This window comes from Stenotrophomonas sp. SMYL8 (assembly GCF_036320065.1).
GTDB classification, from domain to species: domain Bacteria; phylum Pseudomonadota; class Gammaproteobacteria; order Xanthomonadales; family Xanthomonadaceae; genus Stenotrophomonas; species Stenotrophomonas maltophilia_A.
Genome location: NZ_JAWIRR010000017.1, coordinates 52,341 through 74,430 on the forward strand (window position 1 = coordinate 52,341; position 22,090 = coordinate 74,430).

The 22,090-nt window shown below is 67.4% G+C and carries 22 protein-coding genes; all 22 read left to right on the forward strand.

All coding sequences use genetic code 11. The annotated features are described in order from the left end of the window. Window positions 1–46: 46 nt before the first annotated feature. The 22 genes from V3B25_RS14180 to flhA all read left to right on the forward strand — a co-directional run bounded on the left by V3B25_RS14180 (window position 47) and on the right by flhA (window position 21,996). Window positions 47–679, forward strand: coding sequence for a response regulator transcription factor (locus tag V3B25_RS14180; protein ID WP_032970105.1), 633 nt, complete (start codon window positions 47–49; stop codon window positions 677–679). Between the two features lie 285 nt (window positions 680–964). Beyond that, complete coding sequence (rpoN, locus tag V3B25_RS14185; protein ID WP_329810869.1) at window positions 965–2,374, forward strand: RNA polymerase factor sigma-54; 1,410 nt, start codon at window positions 965–967, stop codon at window positions 2,372–2,374. A 14-nt stretch (window positions 2,375–2,388) separates the two neighbouring features. Then, window positions 2,389–2,766, forward strand: coding sequence for a response regulator transcription factor (locus V3B25_RS14190; protein WP_010485922.1), 378 nt, complete (start codon window positions 2,389–2,391; stop codon window positions 2,764–2,766). Continuing rightward, a complete protein-coding gene (locus tag V3B25_RS14195; protein ID WP_329810870.1) occupies window positions 2,763–4,268 on the forward strand; it encodes a sigma-54 dependent transcriptional regulator in 1,506 nt (501 codons plus the stop codon). The genes V3B25_RS14190 and V3B25_RS14195 overlap by 4 nt, the downstream gene beginning before the upstream one ends. Window positions 4,269–4,453: 185 nt before the next feature. After that, the gene (locus V3B25_RS14200; RefSeq protein ID WP_329810871.1) at window positions 4,454–4,870 is read left to right on the forward strand and encodes a hypothetical protein; all 417 of its coding nucleotides are present in this window, start codon (window positions 4,454–4,456) and stop codon (window positions 4,868–4,870) included. Between the two features lie 426 nt (window positions 4,871–5,296). Next, entirely contained in the window at window positions 5,297–5,662 is a 366-nt protein-coding gene (gene fliE / locus V3B25_RS14205) for a flagellar hook-basal body complex protein FliE (protein ID WP_014037113.1), read from the forward strand. A gap of 12 nt (window positions 5,663–5,674) precedes the next feature. After that, entirely contained in the window at window positions 5,675–7,321 is a 1,647-nt protein-coding gene (fliF, locus tag V3B25_RS14210; RefSeq protein ID WP_049421900.1) for a flagellar basal-body MS-ring/collar protein FliF, read from the forward strand. A 7-nt stretch (window positions 7,322–7,328) separates the two neighbouring features. Further along, a complete protein-coding gene (fliG, locus tag V3B25_RS14215; RefSeq protein WP_024958226.1) occupies window positions 7,329–8,315 on the forward strand; it encodes a flagellar motor switch protein FliG in 987 nt (328 codons plus the stop codon). Then, window positions 8,312–8,953 (forward strand): FliH/SctL family protein, encoded by a 642-nt coding sequence (locus V3B25_RS14220; protein ID WP_071229203.1) that lies wholly within the window; start codon window positions 8,312–8,314, stop codon window positions 8,951–8,953. Before fliG ends, V3B25_RS14220 begins: the two co-directional genes overlap by 4 nt. Then, a complete protein-coding gene (locus V3B25_RS14225; protein ID WP_032129207.1) occupies window positions 8,950–10,335 on the forward strand; it encodes a FliI/YscN family ATPase in 1,386 nt (461 codons plus the stop codon). Before V3B25_RS14220 ends, V3B25_RS14225 begins: the two co-directional genes overlap by 4 nt. Window positions 10,336–10,338: 3 nt before the next feature. Beyond that, window positions 10,339–10,806, forward strand: coding sequence for a flagellar export protein FliJ (gene fliJ, locus V3B25_RS14230; protein ID WP_005416437.1), 468 nt, complete (start codon window positions 10,339–10,341; stop codon window positions 10,804–10,806). Then, window positions 10,806–11,942, forward strand: coding sequence for a flagellar hook-length control protein FliK (locus tag V3B25_RS14235; RefSeq protein WP_329810872.1), 1,137 nt, complete (start codon window positions 10,806–10,808; stop codon window positions 11,940–11,942). The genes fliJ and V3B25_RS14235 overlap by 1 nt, the downstream gene beginning before the upstream one ends. A gap of 216 nt (window positions 11,943–12,158) precedes the next feature. After that, window positions 12,159–12,674: a flagellar basal body-associated FliL family protein gene (locus tag V3B25_RS14240; RefSeq protein WP_049421892.1), complete on the forward strand. Its 516-nt coding sequence runs from the start codon at window positions 12,159–12,161 to the stop codon at window positions 12,672–12,674. Between the two features lie 10 nt (window positions 12,675–12,684). Then, window positions 12,685–13,689: a flagellar motor switch protein FliM gene (gene fliM, locus V3B25_RS14245; RefSeq protein WP_032129211.1), complete on the forward strand. Its 1,005-nt coding sequence runs from the start codon at window positions 12,685–12,687 to the stop codon at window positions 13,687–13,689. After that, window positions 13,686–14,021, forward strand: coding sequence for a flagellar motor switch protein FliN (gene fliN, locus V3B25_RS14250; protein ID WP_012510967.1), 336 nt, complete (start codon window positions 13,686–13,688; stop codon window positions 14,019–14,021). The genes fliM and fliN overlap by 4 nt, the downstream gene beginning before the upstream one ends. After that, the gene (fliO, locus tag V3B25_RS14255) at window positions 14,018–14,437 is read left to right on the forward strand and encodes a flagellar biosynthetic protein FliO (protein WP_080355366.1); all 420 of its coding nucleotides are present in this window, start codon (window positions 14,018–14,020) and stop codon (window positions 14,435–14,437) included. The genes fliN and fliO overlap by 4 nt, the downstream gene beginning before the upstream one ends. 1 nt (window position 14,438) lies before the next feature. Then, complete coding sequence (gene fliP / locus V3B25_RS14260) at window positions 14,439–15,218, forward strand: flagellar type III secretion system pore protein FliP (protein WP_049421888.1); 780 nt, start codon at window positions 14,439–14,441, stop codon at window positions 15,216–15,218. 52 nt (window positions 15,219–15,270) lie between these two features. Continuing rightward, a complete protein-coding gene (locus V3B25_RS14265; protein ID WP_012510965.1) occupies window positions 15,271–15,540 on the forward strand; it encodes a flagellar biosynthetic protein FliQ in 270 nt (89 codons plus the stop codon). A 13-nt stretch (window positions 15,541–15,553) separates the two neighbouring features. Beyond that, window positions 15,554–16,345, forward strand: coding sequence for a flagellar biosynthetic protein FliR (gene fliR, locus V3B25_RS14270; RefSeq protein ID WP_012510964.1), 792 nt, complete (start codon window positions 15,554–15,556; stop codon window positions 16,343–16,345). A 164-nt stretch (window positions 16,346–16,509) separates the two neighbouring features. After that, entirely contained in the window at window positions 16,510–18,642 is a 2,133-nt protein-coding gene (locus V3B25_RS14275) for an EAL domain-containing protein (RefSeq protein WP_329810873.1), read from the forward strand. Between the two features lie 118 nt (window positions 18,643–18,760). Further along, window positions 18,761–19,891, forward strand: a complete 1,131-nt coding sequence (flhB, locus tag V3B25_RS14280) for a flagellar biosynthesis protein FlhB (RefSeq protein ID WP_107432403.1) — start codon at window positions 18,761–18,763, stop codon at window positions 19,889–19,891. A gap of 44 nt (window positions 19,892–19,935) precedes the next feature. Beyond that, complete coding sequence (gene flhA / locus V3B25_RS14285; protein ID WP_177179529.1) at window positions 19,936–21,996, forward strand: flagellar biosynthesis protein FlhA; 2,061 nt, start codon at window positions 19,936–19,938, stop codon at window positions 21,994–21,996. The last annotated feature ends 94 nt before the right edge of the window (window positions 21,997–22,090 follow it).

Sequence of the window (22,090 nt, forward strand, 5' to 3'; positions counted from 1 at the left end):
TCAGCTAAGTTAAGGTGGACTCCCCTCACGGACCTCCAACGTGCCTGTGCGAGTTCTCATCGTCGACGATCACACCCTGGTCCGCGCCGGCCTGGCGCGGCTGCTGCAGGGGTTTGCCGACGTGCAGCTCGTCGCCGAGGCCAGCAATGCCGAGCAGGCACTGCAGCTGGCCCTGCAGCACGCCCCGGACGTGATCCTGATGGACCTGTCACTGCCCGGCCGCACCGGCCTGGAAGCCCTCAGCGACATCCGCCTGCGCGCCCCTGGCACGCGGGTGGTGATGATGACCATGCACGACGACGCCGCACACGTGCGCGATGCACTCGATCGCGGTGCGGTCGGGTTCCTGGTCAAGGATGCCGCACCGCAGGAGCTTGAACTGGCGCTGCGTGCCGCGCACGCCGGCCAGGTGTTCCTGAGCCCGCAGATCTCCGCCAAGATGCTGGCACCGATGCTCGGTCGCGAGAAACCCACCGGCATCGCCGCACTGTCGCCGCGCCAGCGCGAGATCCTGCGCCGCATCGGCAAGGGTGAGAGCAACAAGGAAATAGCCGCCGACCTCGGCATCAGTGTCAAGACGGTGGAGACCCACCGCGCACGCATGATGGAATCGCTGGGCTGCCGCCGCGCCAACGATCTGCTGCTGCTGGCCGCGCGCCACCAGCACGAGCTGGAGTGATCCTCCGCGAAGGAGGCCAGATCCGCACTGACGACGAATTCCCGTCACCCCGACACGCCCCGACAGGAATCCGTACACGGCACAGCCCGATCAACCCGGGACCCACACCGGAAATCAGTAACTTAGCGGCGATCATCGTCAACATTCCGCGACAATGTAGGGAATACCCCTACACCCTGTCAGGACATTCACGAAGCCTCTCAGGAACCCCCTGATTCCGCCCCCGCCGGATCAAAAGCAAGATGCGTTCCACAAGGCGCCGGGGAGCGGTGCCGGGGAACCACGATGAAGGCTGCACTCTCGGCCCAGCTGGGCCAACAACTTCACCTCACCCCGCAGTTGCTGCAGTCGATCCGGCTGCTGCAGCTCGATGGCCTGCACCTGGAACAGGAAATCCAGCGCCTGCTGGACTCCAACCCGCTGCTGGAGATCGAAGAGGCTGAAGCACCCACCGCCGAAGCCACCGAAGCGAGTGCCACCACGATGGACACCGCCGCCTTCGACGAGCTGCCGGAGTCGTCGATGTGGGACGTGGCCGGCGCCAGCTGGCAGGACGGCGACGACGACCGCATGGCACGCATCGCTGCCGGCGAATCGAGCGACCCGCAGCTGCGCGTGCTGCAGCGCCTGTCGCTGGACATGGATGACCGCGAGCTGGCCGTGGCCACCTTCTGGCTGGACCATTGCGATGAGGCAGGCTACCTGCAGGCACCGCTGGACCAGCTGCAGCTGCTGGCCAGCGCCCAGTTCGACATCGCCGCCGACGGCGTCGAAGCCATCCGTCAGCAGCTGCTGCATGGCGAGCCGGCCGGCATGGCCGCACAGGACCTGCGCGAAGGCCTGCAGGCACAGCTGCGCAGCCTGCACGGCGTAGTCCCCGCCCGCCACCTGGCGGCACGCATTCTCGGTGGCGCGCTCGAGGCGCTGGCCGCGCACGACTACCCCGCCCTCGCCCGCCTGCACGACGCCGAGATCGACGACGTGCGCGAAGCCGTGCGCCTGATCCTCTCGCTGCAGCCGCGCCCGGGCGACAGCCTGCTGCCGGAACGCAACGCCGTGGTGGTGCCGGACGTGGTTGCCTGGCACGCCGACGACCAGTGGAAGGTGGCGCTGAACCCGGCCACCAGCCGCCGCGTCTCGATCAACAGCCAGTACGAACAGGCGCTGGCCGAGACCAGCGAGGCCGCACCAGCACTGCGCGAGATGCTGCAGGAAGCGCGCTGGTTCAGCCGCGGCCTGTCGATGCGCTACGACACCCTGCTGCGCACCGCGCGGGTGATCGTCGAGCGCCAGGCCGCGTTCCTGGTGCGTGGCGAAGAGGCCATGGCGCCGCTGACCCTGAAGGAAGTGGCCGAGGAAATCGGCATGCACGAGTCGACCGTCTCGCGCATCACCACCGGCAAGTTCCTGCAGACCCCGCGCGGCACCTTCGAACTGAAGCACTTCTTCGCCGTGCGCCTGGAAGGCGCCAGCGTTTCCGGCCAGGCCGTGAAGGCCATGGTCCGCCGCCTGATCGACGCCGAACCGGCCGGCCGCCCGCTGGCCGACGAGGCCATCGCCGGCCTGCTGTCGCGCCAGGGGGTGAACATTGCCCGCCGAACCGTCGCAAAATACCGAGAACAACTGGACATCGCCCCGGCCCGTGAACGGCGTCGGCTTGGCGCCAGGCAACCGCAGCTGGCCCGGGTGGGCTGAAAAGGATGTTGGACATGAACAAGCTCACGGTCCTGCTGGTCGATGACCACGAGGGCTTCATCAACGCGGCGATGCGCCATTTCCGCAAGATCGATTGGCTGCAGATCGTCGGCAGCGCCGGCAACGGCCTGGAAGCGATCGAGCGCTCGGAAACGCTGCGCCCGCAGGTGGTGCTGATGGACCTGGCGATGCCGGAAATGGGCGGCCTGCAGGCCACCCGCCTGATCAAGTCGCAGGACGATGCACCGTACATCGTGATCGCCAGCCACTTCGACGACGCCGAGCACCGCGAACACGCGCTGCGCGCTGGCGCCGACAATTTTGTCAGCAAGCTGTCCTACATCCAGGAAGTCATGCCGATCCTGGAAGGCCTCAGGGAGGATCGATCGTGAGCGAATCGCGCATCCTGGTGCTGGACAACGACGCCGTGCGCGCAGAGCGCACCGTTGCCCTGCTGGAATTCATGGATTTCAACCCGCGCTGGGTTTCCGACGCGGCCGACTTCGACCTGGGCCGTCAGCGCCAGAACGACTGGATGGCCGTGATCGTCGGCAGCCTGGACGACACCGCTGCCAGCACCGCGCTGTACAACTGGCTGGGCGGCAGCAGCCTGCCGCCGCCGGTACTGCTGGCCGACGGTGATGCCGCAGCCTTTGCCCATCAGCACGGCCTGCACGAAGCCAACATCTGGCCGCTGGAAACGCCGCTGCGCCATGCGCAGATGGAAGCCCTGCTGCGCCGCGCCAGCCTCAAGCGCCTGGACGCCGAGCACCAGGCCGGCGCCGCGCAGGACCAGGGCCCGACCGGCAACGGTCCGGCGGTGACTGCGTTGCGCACGATGATCGAACAGGTGGCCGCATTCGACACCACCGTGCTCGTGCTGGGCGAATCCGGTACCGGCAAGGAAGTCGTGTCGCGCGCAATCCATCAGCGCTCGCCGCGCCGCGACGGCCCGTTCGTGGCGATCAACTGCGGTGCCATTCCGGCCGACCTGCTGGAAAGCGAACTGTTCGGCCACGAAAAGGGTTCCTTCACCGGCGCACTGACCGCGCGCAAGGGCCGTTTCGAAATGGCCGAAGGCGGTACCCTGCTGCTCGACGAAATCGGCGACATGAGCCTGCCGATGCAGGTGAAGCTGCTGCGCGTGCTGCAGGAACGCAGTTTCGAGCGTGTCGGTGGCAACCAGACCATCCGCTGCAACGTACGCGTTGTGGCCGCGACCCACCGCGACCTGGAAACCCGTATTGCCGAAGGCAAGTTCCGCGAGGACCTGTTCTACCGCCTCAACGTGTTCCCGATCGACGTGCCCGCCCTGCGCGAGCGTCGCGAAGACCTGCCGGCGCTGGTGGAAACCATCGCCGCACAGCTGGCGCGCACCGGCCGTGGCGAAGTGCGCTTCACCCCGGAAGCGCTGCAGGCACTGGCCGGCTACGAGTGGCCCGGCAACGTGCGCGAACTGACCAACCTGGTCGAGCGCCTGGCGGTGCTGCACCCGGGCGGATCGGTGCGCGTGCAGGACCTGCCGGCCCGCTACCGTGGCGACGCTGCACTGGCAGCGGTGGCCGCACCGGCACCGGTACAGCCGACGGCCAGCGAAGAACGCCTGGACCTGCGCAGCTTCTCGTTCCACACCCCGGGCGGCGGCAACCAACCGGCGCTGGAGCACGGCATTGCCGTCAATCGCGCCGCAGCACCGGCGGCGCTGCCCGATGAAGGCATGGACCTGCGCAACCACATGGCCAACATCGAACTGGGCCTGATCAACGAAGCACTGGAACGCACCCAGGGCGTCGTCGCCCACGCCGCCCAGCTGCTCGGCCTGCGCCGCACCACCCTGGTGGAAAAGCTGCGCAAGTACGGCATCGAACGTGAGCAGGCTGAACTGGCCGGCTGAAGCTCGCAACCAGCATGAAGGGGGCACGAACGCCTGGGCTTGCCCGGGCGTTGGTGTTTCCAGAACCTGGGGTCAGATCCCTTTCCTGCGGAAAGGGATCTGACCCCATTGCATTTGCACGTTTTCCTAAAGACATCACCGCCGCAGTGCGGAGCATGGCAAGGACATCCCAACGAGGTCCCAGCATGCATCGCCTCACCCTGCTCGCCGCCCTGCTCTGCCCGGCCCTGGCCAGCGCCGCCGACTGCACCCTGCCCACCATGCTGGACCAGCGCCAGTTCACCAACCTCAGCGATCCGCTGTACGCACCGGACAACCCCAATGCCGGACGCATGGTGCAGGTCAGCTTTGCCGGCAGCCAGTACGTGCTGGACATCCTCGGCACCGACCTCCGCATCGGCGGCAGCTACCGCTATCAGCGCCTGGCCCCGCGTATCGCGGAAATCCAGATGACCGAAGCCCACCCGGCCGGCCCTACCCACTACACCCTGCTGCTGACCTGCCAGACCGACCACCAGGGCCGTTTCATCTACACCCAGCACGACGGCCCCATCGCACCCCGCCAGCGCCAGAATTCCGGCCGATGGACCCTGCAGCCATAGGCCAGAAATCCGACGCCGGTTAAATGGCGCCTCCAATGGGGTAAGAGCCCGTGCCGACCAACGGTCGGCACCCACCATCAGCAGCAGGTTCCAACAGATCGCGGAATTCTGTCGAAGGCGGGGTGGGTCCGGTTGCGGGGGCGTGAGCGCCATGGATGGCGCGACCGAGCTTACATGGACGTACTTGCAGCGCCCCCGTAACCGGACCCACCCCGCCATCCCACGGATCGCCAGCTTCTGCCGTTGCTTCGCCTTCGGCCGTTGCTGCTGAGGTTGCCGGCCAGCGGCCGGCACTACCGCGGGGAGCGGGGTGCACCCCCACGCACACCCAACCTCCTCACTTCACTGAATCGAAAACCGGTTTCGGCACGGCACTTGCACTGGTTCCAGCAGACAACCCCATCCCTGTTTCTGGAACCGTTGCAGATGTCCCACTCCGTCACCTCGATCCTTTCGCAGATCCGCTCCTATCAGACCCAGATGGGACAGCCGGCGCTCAACCCGCTGGGCGAAACGCCGCGCAGCAATGCCCTGCCGGGCACGGTGCTGGATGCGCCGCAGGTGCAGCCGGCCAGCTTCACCGAAACCCTGCGTGGTGCGATTGCCGGCGTCAACGACGCGCAACAGAAATCCGGCGCCCTCGCCAAGGCCTTCGAAATGGGCGACCCCAGCGCCGACCTGGCCAAGGTCATGGTCGCCTCGCAGCAGTCCCAGATCGCCTTCCGCGCCACCGTGGAAGTCCGCAACCGTCTCGTCCAGGCCTACCAGGACGTGATGAACATGCCGCTGTAAGGATAGAACCGCATGGCCCTGTCGCTCTCCAAGGAATCCCTGAACGCCGAAAAGGCGGGCCAGTGGTTCGATCGGCTGCAAAGCCTGCAGATCACCCGTCGGCTCGGACTGATGGCGATGATCGCCGTGGCCGTAGCGGCCGGGCTGTCCGTGTTCTTCTGGTCGCAGAAGCCCGGCATGGTCCCGCTGTATACCGGCCTGGACCAGAAGGCCACCGCTGAAGCGACCGACCTGCTGCGCGCCGCGCAGATCCCGTTCGCGCTCGACCCGGCCACCGGTGGCATCACCGTGCCGGAAAAGAACCTGCACGACGCCCGCCTGAAGCTGGCCGGCTCCGGCCTGACCGACAGCGGCAAGCTCGGCTTCGAGCTGATGGAACGCGACCCGGGCTTCGGCGTCAGCCAGTTCGTGGAAAGCGCGCGCTACCAGCATGCGTTGGAAACCGAGCTGTCGCGCACCATCAACACGCTGCGCCCGGTGCGCGATTCGCGCGTGCACCTGGCCATTCCCAAGCCCAGCGCCTTCACCCGGCAGCGTGACGTGGCCAGCGCCTCGGTCACCCTGGAACTGCGTGGCGGCCAGCAGCTGGAACGCAGCCAGGTCGACGCCATCGTGCACATGGTCGCGGCCAGCATTCCGGACCTCGCTCCGGAACGGGTGACGGTGGTCGACCAGAGCGGGCGCATGCTCAGCATCACCGACCCGAACAGCGAAGCGGCAGTCAATGCGGCCCAGTTCGAGCAGGTCCGCCGCCAGGAAACCTCGTTCAACCAGCGCATCCGCGAGCTGCTGGAGCCGATGACCGGCCCTGGCCGCGTCAATCCGGAAGTGAGCGTGGACATGGACTTCTCGGTAACCGAGGAAGCCCGTGAGCTCTACAACGGTGAACCGCAGAAGCTGCGTAGCGAGCAGATGAGCGAGAACACCACCAGCACCCCGGGCCCGCAGGGCGTGCCGGGCGCGACCAGCAACAGCCCGCCGGGCCAGCAGGCCGCACCGGCAACCGCACAGACTCCGACCGAAAGCAGCAAGAACGCGACCCGCAACTACGAGCTGGACCGCACCCTGCAGCACACCCGCCAGCCGGCTGGCCGCATCAAGCGCGTCTCGGTGGCGGTGCTGGTGGACAACGTCCCGCGCGCCGGTGCCAACGGCAAGATGAGCCCGCAGCCGCTGTCGGCCGCCGAGCTGACCCGCGTCGAGGCGCTGGTCAAGCAGGCCGTCGGCTTCAACGCCGAGCGTGGCGACACCGTGTCGGTGATGAATGCCCCGTTCGTGCGTGACACCACGCCGGTCGAAGGCCCGGCATGGTGGGAGCTGCCGTGGGTGCACGACGCCGGTCGCATGCTGCTGGGTGCCGTGGTGGTGCTGGCATTGCTGTTCGGTGTGCTGCGCCCTGCACTGCGCGCGATCACCGGCCAGAACAAGAAGAACGACGAACAGGCACTGGAGCCGCATACCGCGGACGTGCAGCTGGTCGATGACGATGGCATGCCGCTGCCGGCGCTTGGCGCCGACCGGGCCAGCCTGGGCGGGCCGGATGCATTGGCCCTGCCGGTGGATTCATATGAGGAACGACTGCGGATGGCGCGTGAAGCCGTGAAGACCGACTCCAAGCGCGTGGCCCAGGTGGTCAAGGGCTGGGTGGCCAATGACTGAGGCCGCACTGACTGGCGTGCAGCGCGCCGCCGTACTGCTGCTTTCGCTGGGTGAGCTGGATGCGGCCGAAGTGCTGCGTCACATGGAACCCAAGGAAGTGCAGAAAATCGGCATCGCCATGGCCACCATGACCGACATCACCCGCGAACAGGTGGAACGGGTGATGGACCAGTTCGGCCAGGAGCTGGGCTCGAAGACCTCGCTGGGCGTGGGCTCGGACGATTACATCCGCAACATGCTGGTGCAGGCCCTCGGCAGCGAGAAGGCCGGGAACCTGATCGACCGCATCCTGCTCGGCCGCAACACCACCGGCCTGGACGCGCTGAAGTGGATGGACCCGCGTGCTGTGGCCGACCTGGTGCGCAACGAGCACCCGCAGATCATCGCCATCGTGATGGCGCACCTGGAAACCGACCAGGCCGCCGACGCGCTGAAGCTGCTGCCCGACCGTACCCGCGTGGACGTGCTGCTGCGCATCGCCACCCTCGACGGCATTCCGCCGAACGCACTCAATGAACTCAACGAGATCATGGAGCGCCAGTTCGCCGGCAACCAGAACCTGAAGTCGTCCAACATTGGCGGCGTGCAGTGCGCGGCCAACATCCTGAACTTCATGGACAGCGGCCAGGACCAGGCGATTCTGGGCGAGATCGCCCGCATCGATGCGCCGTTGAGCAACCGCATCCAGGACCTGATGTTCGTGTTCGACGACCTGGTCGACCTCGACGACCGCGAAATGCAGCTGGTGCTGCGCGAAGTGAGCGGCGAGCGCCTGGGCCTGGCCCTGCGCGGTGCCGACATCAAGGTGCGCGACAAGATCACCCGCAACATGTCGCAGCGCGCGGCGGAAATCCTGCTGGAAGACATGGAAGCCCGTGGCCCGGTGCGCCTGTCCGACGTGGAAGGCGCGCAGCGCGAGATCCTGGCCATCGTCAAGCGCATGGCCGATGAAGGCACCGTCACCATCGGTGGCAGCGCGGAGGCCATGCTGTGAGCAACGTCGTGCGCTGGCTTGCCCCGGACCTGCTGGCCCAGCCCGAACCGGTGCTGGATCAGGAGGATGCGTTCGAACTCACCGAGCCGGACCCGGAACACGAGCCGGAGCCGCCGCTGCAGCTGCCGACCCTGGAGGAAATCCAGGCCATCCAGGACAGCGCAGAGAAGGAAGGCTTCCAGCACGGCCATACCGAAGGCTACGGCCAGGGCCAGGCGGAGGTGCGTCGTCTCGCCGCGCAGATCGAAGGCATCCTCGACAACTTCAGCCGACCGCTGGTGCGGCTGGAGAACGAAGTGGTCGGCGCACTGGGCGAGCTGGCGGTACGCATCGCCGGTGCGCTGGTCGGCCGCGCCTATGAAGCCGACCCGGCACTGCTGGCACAGCTGGTCGGTGAGGCCATCGACGCGGTCGGTGGCAGCACGCGGGAAGTGGAAGTGCGACTGCATCCGGACGACATTGCCGCCCTCGCCCCGCTGTTGAACCTGCCGCCACAACAGCGCCTGGTGCCAGACACCAGCCTCAGCCGCGGCGATCTTCGCGTGCACGCCGAAGCCGTGCGCATCGACGGCACCCTGGAAGCCCGCCTGCGCGGCGCGCTGGACGCGGTGATCCGCCAGACCGGAGCCAATGCATGAACCCCGATCAGCAGCCGACGCCGCCCCCGGCCGACTGGGCCATGGCCCGCAACCTGCGCCTCGCCCGTCGCCTCGATGGCCTGCGTGTGGATACCGCCCATGGCCGCGGCCTGATCCGCGAAGGCGTACTGCGTCGCGCGGTCGGCCTGACCCTGGAAGCGGTCGGCTGCGAGGCGCCGCTCGGCGCCAGCTGCAAGGTGGAAGTGGTTGATGGTGGCTGGGTCGATGCCGAAGTGGTCGGCTTCGCCGGCGAGCGCACTTACCTGATGCCCAGCGCCGAACTGCACGGCCTTCTGCCCAATGCCCGGGTGGTGCCGTCCGCGCGCCGTGGCGGCGTGGAAGTGGGCGAAGGCCTGCTCGGCCGCGTCATCGACAGCGATGGCGTGCCGCTGGATGGCAAGGGCCCGATCCGCGCCGAAGGGCATGTCGGCATGGCCGGCGTGTCGATCAATCCGTTGGCGCGTGAACCGATCACCCAGCCGCTGGACGTGGGCGTGCGCGCGATCAACGCGCTGCTGCCGATCGGCCGCGGCCAGCGTGTCGGCCTGTTCGCCGGTTCCGGCGTCGGCAAGTCGACGCTGCTGGGCATGATGACCCGCTATACCGCCGCCGACGTGATCGTGGTCGGCCTGATCGGTGAACGTGGCCGCGAAGTACGCGACTTCGTCGAAACCACGCTGGGCGAGGAAGGCCTGCGCCGCGCCGTGGTGGTGGCCAGTCCCGCCGACCGGCCGCCGCTGGCGCGCCTGCATGGTGCCTATCGCGCTACCGCCATCGCCGAATGGTTCCGCGACCAGGGCCTGAACGTGCTGTTGCTGATGGACTCGCTGACCCGCTTCGCCCAGGCCCAGCGCGAGATCGGCCTGTCGGTGGGCGAACCGCCGACCACCCGCGGCTATCCGCCGTCGGTGTTCGCCAAGCTGCCGGCGCTGGTCGAGCGTGCCGGCAATGGTGCCAAGGGCCGTGGCTCGATCACCGCGTTCTACACGGTGCTGACCGAAGGCGACGATCCGCAGGATCCAATCGCCGATGCAGCGCGCGCGATCCTCGACGGCCACATCCTGCTGTCGCGGCGCGTGGCCGACAGTGGCCTGTACCCGGCCATCGACGTTGAATCGTCGGTCAGCCGCGTGGTCACGGAAATCGCCGACGAACCGTGGCGCCTGCGCATCCGCAAGCTGAAGCGGCTGGTCTCGGCCTATTCGGCCAACCGCGACCTGATCGCCATCGGTGCCTACCAGCGCGGCAACGACGCGGCCACCGACGAAGCCCTGGAACGCTGGCCGGAAATCATGGAGTTCCTCGGCCAGGACGTCGCCAAGGCCGCAGATCTCCCGCACAGCCAGGCGGCACTGCAGCGCCTGGTGGAACAAGAGAGTTAAGCCATGAACCAGTCCAAGCGCATCGATCCCCTGCTCAAGCGGGCCCAGGAACACGAGGACGCAGTCGCCCGCGATCTGGCCGAACGCCAGCGCGTGCTCGATACCCATCTATCGCGACTGGACGAACTGCGCCGCTATGCCGAGGAATACGCGAACGCGCAGATGGCGGCGACCAGCCCGGCGCAGCTGCTGAACCGGCGCGCGTTCCTCGACCGTCTCGACAGTGCGGTGGAGCAGCAGCAGGCCACGGTCAACGGCAACCGCGAAAAGGTGGAAGCCGAGCGCGCCCGCCTGATCCTGGCCAGCCGTGACAAGGCCGTGCTGGAACAGCTGGCCGCCAGCTACCGCGCACAGGAAAAGGTGGTGACGGACCGCCGCGACCAGCGCGAGATGGACGACATTGGCGCGCGTCGCGCCCGCCTGGTGCAGGCCGAAGATCAGGACGGCGCCGAGCAGGGAGGCCGCTCGTGATGCCCGCGCCATTGGCCAGCAGCGCCAACGCGCAGCCGCAGCATTCCGGCAGCAGCGCACCCCGCGCGCCACGCGGTGATGGCAACAAGGAGTTCAGCCAACTGCTGCAGGGTGGCTCGCCGGCTGCCGATGCACCCTCGAAACCCTCGAACTCGCCTATGCCGTCCACGCAGGGACCGGCATCGGACAGCAATGGCAAGGCCGGCGCCGAGCGCAGGCCGGACAGCACTGCCGTCCCCGAAGAGACCGCCGCCACGGTGCCCACATCACCGGCCAAGCCGGTTGCCGAAAAGGACACCCCGGCCGCGACCGAGGAAGCCCCTTGGCCGCCACTCGGCCTGGCTGGGCTGGTGCTGGCGGCACCGGCGCCTGCCGATCCTGCCGCCGCTCTGCCAACAGTGGCTGCAACGGCTACCGACGCAGACGGCAACGCACTTCCCGCCCCCGCCGCACTGCCGGCCGCCGCAGCCCTGCCATCCACAGCGGCGGCTGCCACATCGTCCACCACCAGCAGCGGCACCGACCAGACAGCCACGTTGCCGTTGCCTGAACTGGTGCTGCCCGGCAAGCGCAACGAGCCTGGCGAAGGCAGCTACGCACCCCTCATCGGCGACCGTGCCGCAGCGCCGCTGCTGCATGCGCCGGGCAACGCGGCTGTGCAGGATCTGAAAGCCGTACTCGCTACCGGCAACGCCATCTTCAATGGCGAGCCGACTCCGAAGCCGGTGCTCGGTGACGATGGTTTCGACCAGGCCGTCGGCGCGCGCCTTGGCTGGCTGGCCGACCAGAAGATCGGCCACGCCCACATCCGGTTGAGTCCGGACGACATGGGCCCGGTCGACGTGCGCCTGCAGTTGAACGGCGACAAGGTGCATGCCAGCTTCAGCAGCCCACACGTGGATGTGCGCCAGGCACTGGAAAGCAGCCTGCCGCGCCTGCGCGAACTCCTCGGCGAGCAGGGCTTCCAGCTGGCTCATGCTGATGTTGGTCATCAGGCGCCCGGTGGTGACGGCAATGCGTCAGGCCAGGCCAGTGGCGGCGGCATTGCGGGTGACGGAGAACCGTCGCCGGGCGAGGCCAGCGTGTCGTCCGCGCAGTTGATCCGCCAGCGCGGGTTGCTGGACGCGTACGCCTGACAAGCGTGCCAACCAAGGTTGGCACCCACCAGAGCGGGACGGTTGGCACCCACCAGAGCGGGACGGTTGGCACCTACAAGTATCGCGTTGGTGGGTGCGGAGCGTGCTCCGCACGGCCCCACCGGCACCCCGACGGAATTCCGTCGCACCCCTCTGCCCCGGCTCCGGCACACCCCTTGCATATCCCGGTGAAGCAACCCTCAGGAGCTTCACCCCGTGGCCGCAGCCGCTGACAAAACCAAGAAGACCGCCGAGAAGGACAAGGCCGCCAAGCCGCGCAGTCCGATCCTGATCACCGCACTGGTGGCCGTGCTCGCCGCCGCTGCCGCCGGTGGCGGCGTCTGGTTCTTCACCCAGTCCAAGCACGAAGAGAAGACCGCGCAGGCCCCGAAGAAGGCCAGTACTCCGGCACCGGCGCAGTACTTCGCCCTGGACCCGGCCTTCGTGGTCAATCTCAACGGCCCGGTCGACGGCCCGCGCTACCTGCAGCTGGAAGTGCAGCTGATGACCCGCGATCCCGCTGCACTGGAAGCGATCAAGACCCATGCCCCCGCCATCCGCGCCCGCCTGCTGATGCTGTTCTCGCAGGTCAGCCCCGACCAGATCGCCGACATCGCCGGCAAGCAGAAGCTGCAGGCCGCTTCGCTGGCCGAGGTACAGAAGGTGCTCAAGGCCGAGACCGGCAGCAACGGCGCCGACGATCTGCTGTTCACCAGCTTCGTGACCCAGTAAGGGCCCACCGATGAATGATCTGCTGTCCCAGGACGAGATCGATGCCCTGCTCCACGGCGTGGACAGTGGCGCGGTCGAGACCGATGCGGAACCGCCGTCAGGCGAAGCACGTTCGTACGACTTCGCCAGCCAGGACCGCATCATCCGTGGTCGCATGCCGACCCTGGAAATGGTCCACGAGCGCTTCGCGCGCCTGTGGCGGATCGGCCTGTTCAACCTGATCCGCCGTTCGGCCGAACTGTCGGTGCGCGGCATCGAACTGATCAAGTTCAACGACTACATGCACTCGCTGTATGTGCCGACCAACCTGAACCTGATCCGCTTCAAGCCGCTGCGCGGTACCGGCCTGATCGTGTTCGAACCGACCCTGGTGTTCGCCATCGTCGACAACTTCTTTGGCGGCGACGGGCGCTACCCGACCCGCATTGAAGGCCGCGAGTTCACCGCCACCGAAATGCGGGTGATCCACCTGCTGCTGAAGCAGACCTTCGCCGACCTGCGCGAGGCCTGGGCACCGGTGATGGATGTCGACTTCGAGTACATCAACTCGGAGATCAACCCGCACTTCGCCAACATCGTGACGCCGCGCGAGTACGTGGTGGTGTGCCGCCTGCACGTCGAGCTCGACGGCGGTGGCGGCGACATCCACGTCACCCTGCCGTACTCGATGCTGGAACCGATCCGCGAACTGCTCGACGCTGGCATCCAGAGCGACCGCAATGATCGCGACGAAAGCTGGGGCCAGACCCTGCGCGAACAGCTCAACATCGCCGAGGTGACCCTGTCCAGCGTACTGGCCAGCAAGCGCATGACCCTGCGTGACCTGACCCAGCTGAAGGTCGGCGACATCCTGCCGATCGAGCTCAGCCCGCAGGTGCCGCTGTGCGTGGAGAACATCCCGGTGTTCACCGGCGAGTTCGGCATCGCCAACGGCATGAACGCCGTGAAGATCACCGCTACCCATCCGCCGGGCACCCGCCCGCGCGCACCCGTCATCCAGGAAGACCCGCAATGAACGATATCGACGCCCTCGAACCGACCCCGGCCCAGTTCGGCACCCTGCAGGCCGAAGAAGGGGCCGGCGCCGACCTCAACCTGGACGTGATCCTCGACGTGCCGGTGACCCTGTCGCTGGAAGTCGGTCGCGCCCGCCTGCCGATCCGCAACCTGCTGCAGCTCAACCAGGGCTCGGTGGTGGAACTGGAACGCGGCGCCGGCGAATCGCTGGATGTGTTCGTCAACGGCACCCTGATCGCCCACGGCGAGGTGGTGGTGATCAACGACCGCTTCGGCGTGCGCCTGACCGACGTGGTCAGCCCGAGCGAGCGGATCCGGAGACTGCGTTGAGCCTGCTGGCCTCCACCCTGTTGGCGGTCGGCAAGACCGCCGCACCGATCGGTCCGCAGGTCGGCCAGCACGCGGCCGCCGCACCGAGCCTGTTCGGTGCGGTGCTGGCGCTGCTGGCCGTGCTGGCCCTGGTCATCGGCCTCGGCTGGCTGCTCAAGCGCCTGCCCGGCAGCGGCTTCCGCCCGGCCGACGGCATGAAGGTGGTGGCCAGCCTGAGTGTCGGTGCCAAGGAGCGCGTGGTGGTGGTCGAGGTCAACGGCCAGCAGCTGCTGCTGGGCGTCACCGCCGGCGGCATCAACACCCTGCACACCCTGCCCGAACCGCTGCCGCCGCCCGCGCCGGTGCGCGTGCCGGACTTCAAGAACCTGCCGAATTTCGCCCAGCTGCTGCAGCAGCGGCTGCGCAAGGATCCCTGACATGCGTGTCACCCGTACCCGTCTTGCCACCCTGATGCCGTGGCTGCTGATGCTCGCCCTGTGCCTGTTGCCGGCGCTGGCATTCGCCGCACCCGGTGCCCCGACCACGCCGCTGCCGGACATCAATGTCGGCAAGATCGGCGGTGCTCCGGTCAGCCTGCCGCTGCAGACCCTGCTGCTGATGACCGCGATCACCCTGATCCCGTCCATGCTGCTGGTACTGACCTCGTTCACCCGCATCATCATCGTGCTGGGCCTGCTGCGCCAGGCACTGGGTACCGGGCAGACGCCGTCCAACCAGGTGCTGCTGGGCCTGGCACTGTTCCTCACCGCAATGATCATGTTGCCGACCTGGGACAAGGCCTGGAGCACCGGCATGGCGCCGTACCTCAACGGCGAGATCGACTTCCAGACCGCCTGGACGCTGACCACCACGCCGCTGCGCGCCTTCATGCTGGCGCAGATCCGCGAGACCGACCTGATGACCTTTGCCGGCATCGCCGGGCATGGCACCTACGCCAGCCCCGATGCGATCCCGTTCCCGGTGCTGGTCGCCTCGTTCGTTACCAGCGAGCTGAAGACCGCCTTCGAAATCGGCTTCCTGATCTTCATCCCGTTCGTGATCATCGACCTGGTGGTTGCCAGCGTGCTGATGTCGATGGGCATGATGATGCTGTCGCCGATGCTGGTGTCGGCACCGTTCAAGATCCTGCTGTTCGTGCTGGTGGATGGCTGGGTGCTGACCGTCGGTACCTTGGCGGCGAGCTTCAATCCGGCGTGATTTGAACTGCAGTCGAGCATGGCTCGACGCTACATGAGCAGATGGAACCCGAATGACTCCCGAACTTGCCCTGACCGAACTGCGTGGCGGTCTGATCACCGTGTTGTGGGTGGCCGGCCCGCTGCTGCTCACCGTGCTGGTGGTCGGTGTGGTGGTGGGCGTGGTGCAGGCCGCGACCCAGCTCAATGAGCCGACCATCGCCTTCGTCGCCAAGGCGGCGGCGCTGACCGCGGTGCTGTTCGCGCTGGGCAGCCTGCTGATCGGCCACCTGGTGGAGTTCACCACGCTGCTGTTCCAGCGCATTCCACACCTGATCGGCTAGGACACGCGCTTCGATGGACGCCGCCACCCAGATGGCTGCCGACGGCCTGCAGGCCTTCGGCATGATCGGCACCGTGCTGTGGACCATGCTGCGCATCGGCGCAGTGGCCATGGCCATGCCGATGGTCGGTACCCGTGCCGTACCCGCGCGGGTGCGCGTGGTGCTGGCTGGCACCCTGGCCATCGCGCTGGCGCCGCTGCTGCCGCCGGTACCGGACTGGACCGGTTTCGATGCCGCCACGGTCCTTACCATCGCCCGTGAACTGGCCATCGGCGTATCCATCGGCTTCCTGCTTCGGCTGGTGTTCGAGGCCGGCGCGATGGCCGGCGAACTGATCGCCCAGGGCACTGGCCTGGCCTTCGCGCAGATGAGTGACCCACTGCGTGGCGGCACCTCCGGCGTGATCGGCCAGTGGTTCTATCTGCTGTTCGGCCTGCTGTTCTTCACCGCCAACGGGCACCTGGCGCTGATCTCGCTGGTGGTGGACAGCTACCGGGCGCTGCCGATCGGCGCCCCGCTGCCGGACCCACACGCCTTCTTCAGCATCGCCCCAACCTTCCTGCTGACCGTACTGCGCGGCGCATTGACCCTGGCGATCCCGCTGACCGTGGCAATGCTGGCGGTGAACCTGGCGTTCGGCGTCCTGGCCCGTGCGGCCCCAGCGCTGAACCCGATCCAGCTCGGCCTGCCAGTGTCGCTGCTGCTGGGCCTGTTCCTGCTGGCGCTGCTGGCCGGGGAAATGGGCCCGCCGGTACAGCGCCTGTTCGATGCCGCCTTCCAGGCTGCGGACACGGTCACACACTGACCTGATCATCACGTTTTACTGCTTGCCCTTCCCCCGGGTCTGCGCGTTAGAGTGAATACGCGGCAACCGGGGGGATGCCGCACGTGGCCGGCGCCGTGCGTTGGCCTGCCTCATGCATGCCCCACCGTGGTTTCCGTCGACAGGCAGGTCCGGGAGACTGACGAATGCTGGTAGGCACGTACAACCCGTGGCTGGTGGCGATCTCGCTGCTGGTGGCCGTGATGGCTTCGTACACCGCCCTGGCGATGGCCGGGCGCACGGTCACCGCACCCGGCAAGGGCGCGGCGTGGTGGTGGCGCCTCGGTGGTGGCTTCGCCATGGGCCTGGGCATCTGGTCGATGCACTTCATCGGCATGCTCGCCTTCGATCTGCCCATTCCGCTCGGCTACGACCTGCCGATCACCCTGCTTTCCCTCGCATTGGCGATCGCCTCATCGGTGTTCGCGCTATGGCTGGTTTCGCTGCGTACCCTGCCCCACCCGCGGTTGGCCGGTGGCGCGCTGCTGATGGGCACCGGCATTGCCGGCATGCATTACGTTGGCATGGCTGCAATGCGCATGCAGCCGGGCATAGACTACGACCCGGGCTGGCTGCTTTTTTCGCTGATGGTGGCGGTGGCCGCCTCGTGGACGGCGCTGTACGTGGCGTTCCGCCTGCGCGCGCAGCGCACCCGTGTCGGCGACCGGCTCGCGGCTGCCGGCCTGCTCGGGCTGGCCATCGTCGGCATGCACTACACCGGCATGGCCGCCGCACGATTTCCGGAAGGCAGCATCTGCGGCGCAGCCGTCGGCGATGGGCTGCAGAGCGAATGGCTGGCCATGCTGGTGGTGGTGCTGACCGTCGCCATCCTGGCCGTGGTGCTGGTGGTCTCCTGGCTGGACCAGCGGGTGGAGGCGCAACTGCTGCGCCTGCGCAATTCCCTGTTGAGTACCTCGCTGACCGACGCACAGCAGGAACTGACCCAGGCCGCACTGCACGACCCGCTTACCCGCCTGCCCAACCGCCTGCTGCTGCAGCGTCGCATCGTGCAGGCGCTGGCCGAGGCCGAACAGGGCGGCAGCCGCTTCGCGGTGATGTTCATGGACCTGGATGGCTTCAAGCAGGTCAACGATGCCTACGGCCACCAGGCCGGCGATGCACTGTTGGTTGCGGTGGCCGAACGCACGCGCCAGCTGCTTCGGCCCAACGACATGCTGGCGCGGCTGGGCGGTGACGAATTCGTGCTGGTGGTGCGCATCGAGCACGACGAGGACCTGCCGACCCTGGCCCGGCGCATCCTGCAGGCGGTCGGCAGCGGGCCGTTGCTGGCCGACAACGAACTGCAGGTGACCGCCAGCATCGGCGTGGCGATCTGTCCGGATCACGCTGCCAGCGAGCGGCAGCTGATGGCCTTTGCCGATGCAGCGATGTACCAGGCCAAGGAATCCGGACGCAACGCCTTCGTACTGTTCGCCGACTGGATGAATGACAGCGCCGAACAACAGTTCCGGCTGCTGGCCGACATGCGCCGGGCCATCGGCAGCGAGCAGCTGTTCCTGCACTACCAGCCGAAGATCCAGGTAGCCACGCAGAAGGTGGCCGGTGCCGAAGCGCTGATCCGCTGGCGCCATCCGGAGCATGGCCTGATCCCGCCGGACCGCTTCATCCGGCTGGCCGAACGCAGCGGTGCGATCAATGAGATCGGGCGCTGGGCGCTGGACCAGGCCTGCCAGCAGCTGCGCCGCTGGCACGATGCCGGCCACGAGGGCTGGTCGATGTCGGTGAACCTGTCGCCGGTGCAGTTCAGCTCGCCGCACCTGCTGCAGGATGTGCGTGAAGTGATCGAACGCTACGACATTGCCCCACGCCACCTGGTGCTGGAGATCACCGAAAGCACGGTGATGCGCGATACCGATACCAGCCTGCGCCTGCTGCAGGCGTTGTCGGCACTGGGCGTGGGCATCTCCATCGATGACTTCGGCACCGGCTATTCCAGCCTGCTGTACCTGAAGCGGTTGCCGGCCACCGAAATCAAGATCGACCACGCCTTCGTACGCGACCTGGAGCACAGCGCCGAGGACGTGGTGATCGTCTCGGCGATCGTGGCGCTGGGCCACGCGCTGGACATGGACATCGTGGCCGAAGGCGTGGAAACCGCCGCGCAGCGCGCCTACCTGGCGCGGCTGGGCTGCGATTACCTGCAGGGCTACCTGCTCGGCCGCCCGGTGGATGCGGCGCGCTTCATGCAGCTGCATGACCTGCCCCGGCCTCGGGTGGAACTGGCGCAGAGCCCGCCGACGCAGCACCCGCCGGGGTAAATCCAGGCTGCGCTCCCACCTGCACCTGCTCTGGTAGATGCCAACCTTGGTTGGCACATGAACCCATCACGGAACACTTCTTGCACGCACCCCGGCATCCCCTGCCGCAGTGCCCGTGATGTCCGAGAACGAATCCGCCGGCGAAAAGACCGAACAACCTACCGAAAAGCGCCTGCGCGACGCCCGTGAACAGGGCAACCTGCCGCGCTCGCGCGAGCTCGGCACGGCCGCCGTGTTCGGCGCCGGCGTACTGGCGGTGATGGCCATGAGCGGCTCGATCGGCCGCGGTGCAAGCGCCTGGATGAAGCATGCACTCAGCCCAGAGCAGAGCCTGCGGCAGAACCCGAAGGAACTGTTCGGCCACTTCGGCGACCTGCTGCTGCAGTTCATGCTGGTGATCGCGCCGCTGGTGCTGGTCTGCCTGCTGGCCAGCTTCGTCGCCCCGCTGGTGATGGGCGGCCTGCGCTGGTCGCAGAAGGCGATGATGCCCGACTTCAACCGCATGAACCCGATGAGCGGGCTCAAGCGCCTGTATGGCCCGGAAGCCATCGCCGAGTTCACCAAGTCGTTGTTGCGCGTGGCTTTTGTCGGCGTTGCCGCCGGGCTGGTGGTGTGGACCGGCTTCGACACCCTGCGCGGGCTGATCCACCACCCGCTGGAGACCGCCATCACCGACGGGCTCGGCTTCACCCTGCGCCTGCTGCTGGCCACCGCCGGCGCGATGCTGGTGCTGGCTGCCATCGATGCGCCCTACCAGCGCTGGAACTGGATGCGCAAGCTGAAGATGACGCGTGAAGAGCTGCGCCGGGAAATGAAGGAAAGCGAGGGCAGCCCCGAGGTCAAGGGCCGCATCCGCCAGCTGCAGCAGCAGATGGCCAACCGCCGGATGATGGAGGCGGTGCCCACTGCCGACGTGGTGGTGGTCAACCCCACCCACTACGCGGTGGCCCTGAAGTACGAAGGCGGCGCCATGAACGCCCCCAAAGTGGTCGCCCTGGGTGTGGACGAGACCGCGCTGCGCATCCGTGAAGTGGCCGACGGCAACAAGGTCGCTATTGTCTCCGCCCCGCCTTTGGCACGCGCCTTGTATCGGGAAGGCCAACTCGGAAAGGAAATCCCCGTGAGACTGTATTCGGCCGTCGCCCAGGTCCTGTCCTACGTCTACCAGCTGCGCGCCTGGCGCACTGGCCCGATGCCGGACGCCCCGCACATCCAGGTGGATGAATTCGGCAAGGGAGGCCGCCCGTGAGCGCCCAGCCCTCCACCGGTTTCAACACCCGCCGCGCGCTGGAAATGATCCGCCAGGGCCTTGGCGCACCGCTGATCGTGCTGGCCCTGCTGGCCATGGTCGTGGTGCCGCTGGCCGCACCGGTGCTCGACGCCCTGTTCACCTTCAACATCGCCATCTCGCTGATGGTGCTGCTGGCGGTGGTCTACGTGAAGCGCCCACTGGACTTCACGATCTTCCCGATCGTGCTGCTGATCACCACCATGCTGCGGCTGGCGCTGAACGTGGCCTCCACCCGCGTCATCCTGCTGAACGGCCAGAACGGCCATGACGCCGCGGGCAAGGTCATTGCCGCCTTCGGCGAGTTCGTGATCGGCGGCAACTACGCGGTCGGCATCGTGGTGTTCGCGATCCTGACCATCATCAACTTCGTGGTCATCACCAAGGGCGCCGGCCGCGTCTCGGAAGTGACCGCGCGCTTCATCCTCGACGCGATGCCCGGCAAGCAGATGGCGATCGACGCCGACCTCAACGCCGGTTTGCTGACGCGTGAAGAAGCCAAGCTGCGCCGCGAGGAAGTCCGCGAGGAAGCCGATTTCTACGGCGCGATGGACGGTGCCAGCAAGTTCATCCGTGGTGATGCCATTGCCGGCATCCTGATCCTGTTCATCAACATGCTCGGCGGCCTGGCCGTAGGCGTGCTGCAGCATGGCATGCCGTTCGGCGATGCCGCTGCCACCTACACCCTGCTGTCGATTGGTGATGGCCTGGTGGCGCAGCTGCCGGCGCTGCTGGTCTCCAGCGCCGTGGCCATGCTGGTCACCCGCGCCTCGCGTTCGCAGGACATGGCCCAGGCCATGACCGGCCAGGTGTTCGGCCAGTACCGCGCGCTGGCGATCACCGCCGGCATCATCGGCGTGGTCGGCCTGGTGCCGGGCATGCCCAACGTCGCTTTCCTGACACTGTCCGCGATCCTCGGCTTCATCGCCTGGAAGGTCTACCGCAAGGGCAAGGCCGCGGCCACCGATCCGGCAGCCGCAGGCAATGACGCTGCCGCGCTCAACGCACTCGGCCGCCCGGCCGCGCCGGCTCCGACTGCCGAACTGAGCTGGGACGAACTGCGCCCGGTCGATCCGCTGGGCCTGGAGGTCGGCTACCGGCTGATTCCGCTGGTGGACAGCAGCCAGGGCGGCGAACTAATGGCACGCATCAAGGGCGTGCGGCGCAAGCTGACCCAGGACGTCGGCTTCCTGATCCCGTCGGTGCACATCCGCGACAACCTGGAACTGCCGGCCAACGGCTACCGCGTGCTGGTGCACGGCGTACCGGTGGCCACCGCCGAGATCCACCCCGACCGCGAACTGGCCCTGGACCCGGGCAGCGCGCTCGGCGCGCTGGAAGGCATCGCCGGCAAGGACCCCGCATTCGGCCTGGATGCCACCTGGATCCAACCGCACCAGCGTGCCCAGGCTGAAACGCTGGGCTATACCGTGGTCGATCCAGCCACCGTGGTGGCCACCCACCTCTCGCACCTCATCCGCGAACACGCGCCGGAACTGCTCGGCCACGAAGAAGTGCAGCACCTGCTGGCCAACCTGGCCAAGAGCGCACCCAAGCTCGTCGAAGATCTGACGCCGAAGGCACTGCCGTTGTCGGCGGTGGTACGCGTGCTGCAGAACCTGCTGATCGAGCGCATTCCGATCCGCCAGTTGCGCAAGATCGCTGAATCACTGGTCGAACACGCGCCCAACAGCCAGGACCCGGCCGTGCTGACTGCCGCCGTGCGCACCGCACTGGGTCGTTTCATCGTGCAGGAGATCGCCGGAATGTCGGCGGAGCTGCCGGTGTTCACGCTCAACCCACAATTGGAACGTGTCTTGCAGGAGTCCACGCAGGGCAACGGCGCCGCGCTGGAACCCGGACTCGCTGAGCGACTGCACCAGAGCCTGGCCGAATGTGTCAGCAAGCAGGAAGCCCGCAACGAGCCCGCGGTCGTGCTGGTACCTGGCCCGGTGCGTGCCGCGCTGGCCCGCCTGGTCCGCCACAGCGTTCCGTCGCTGTCGGTCCTGGCCTACAGCGAGGTGCCGGAGGACAAGCGCCTGAAGCTGGTCGGAACGATCAGCTGACGCCGCCCTCCGATGCGCCAGAAAACAGACACCACTTTCGAACCAACGCAACAGACAGATACCAAGGGGAACCCGCACCGTGCAGACCACCGAC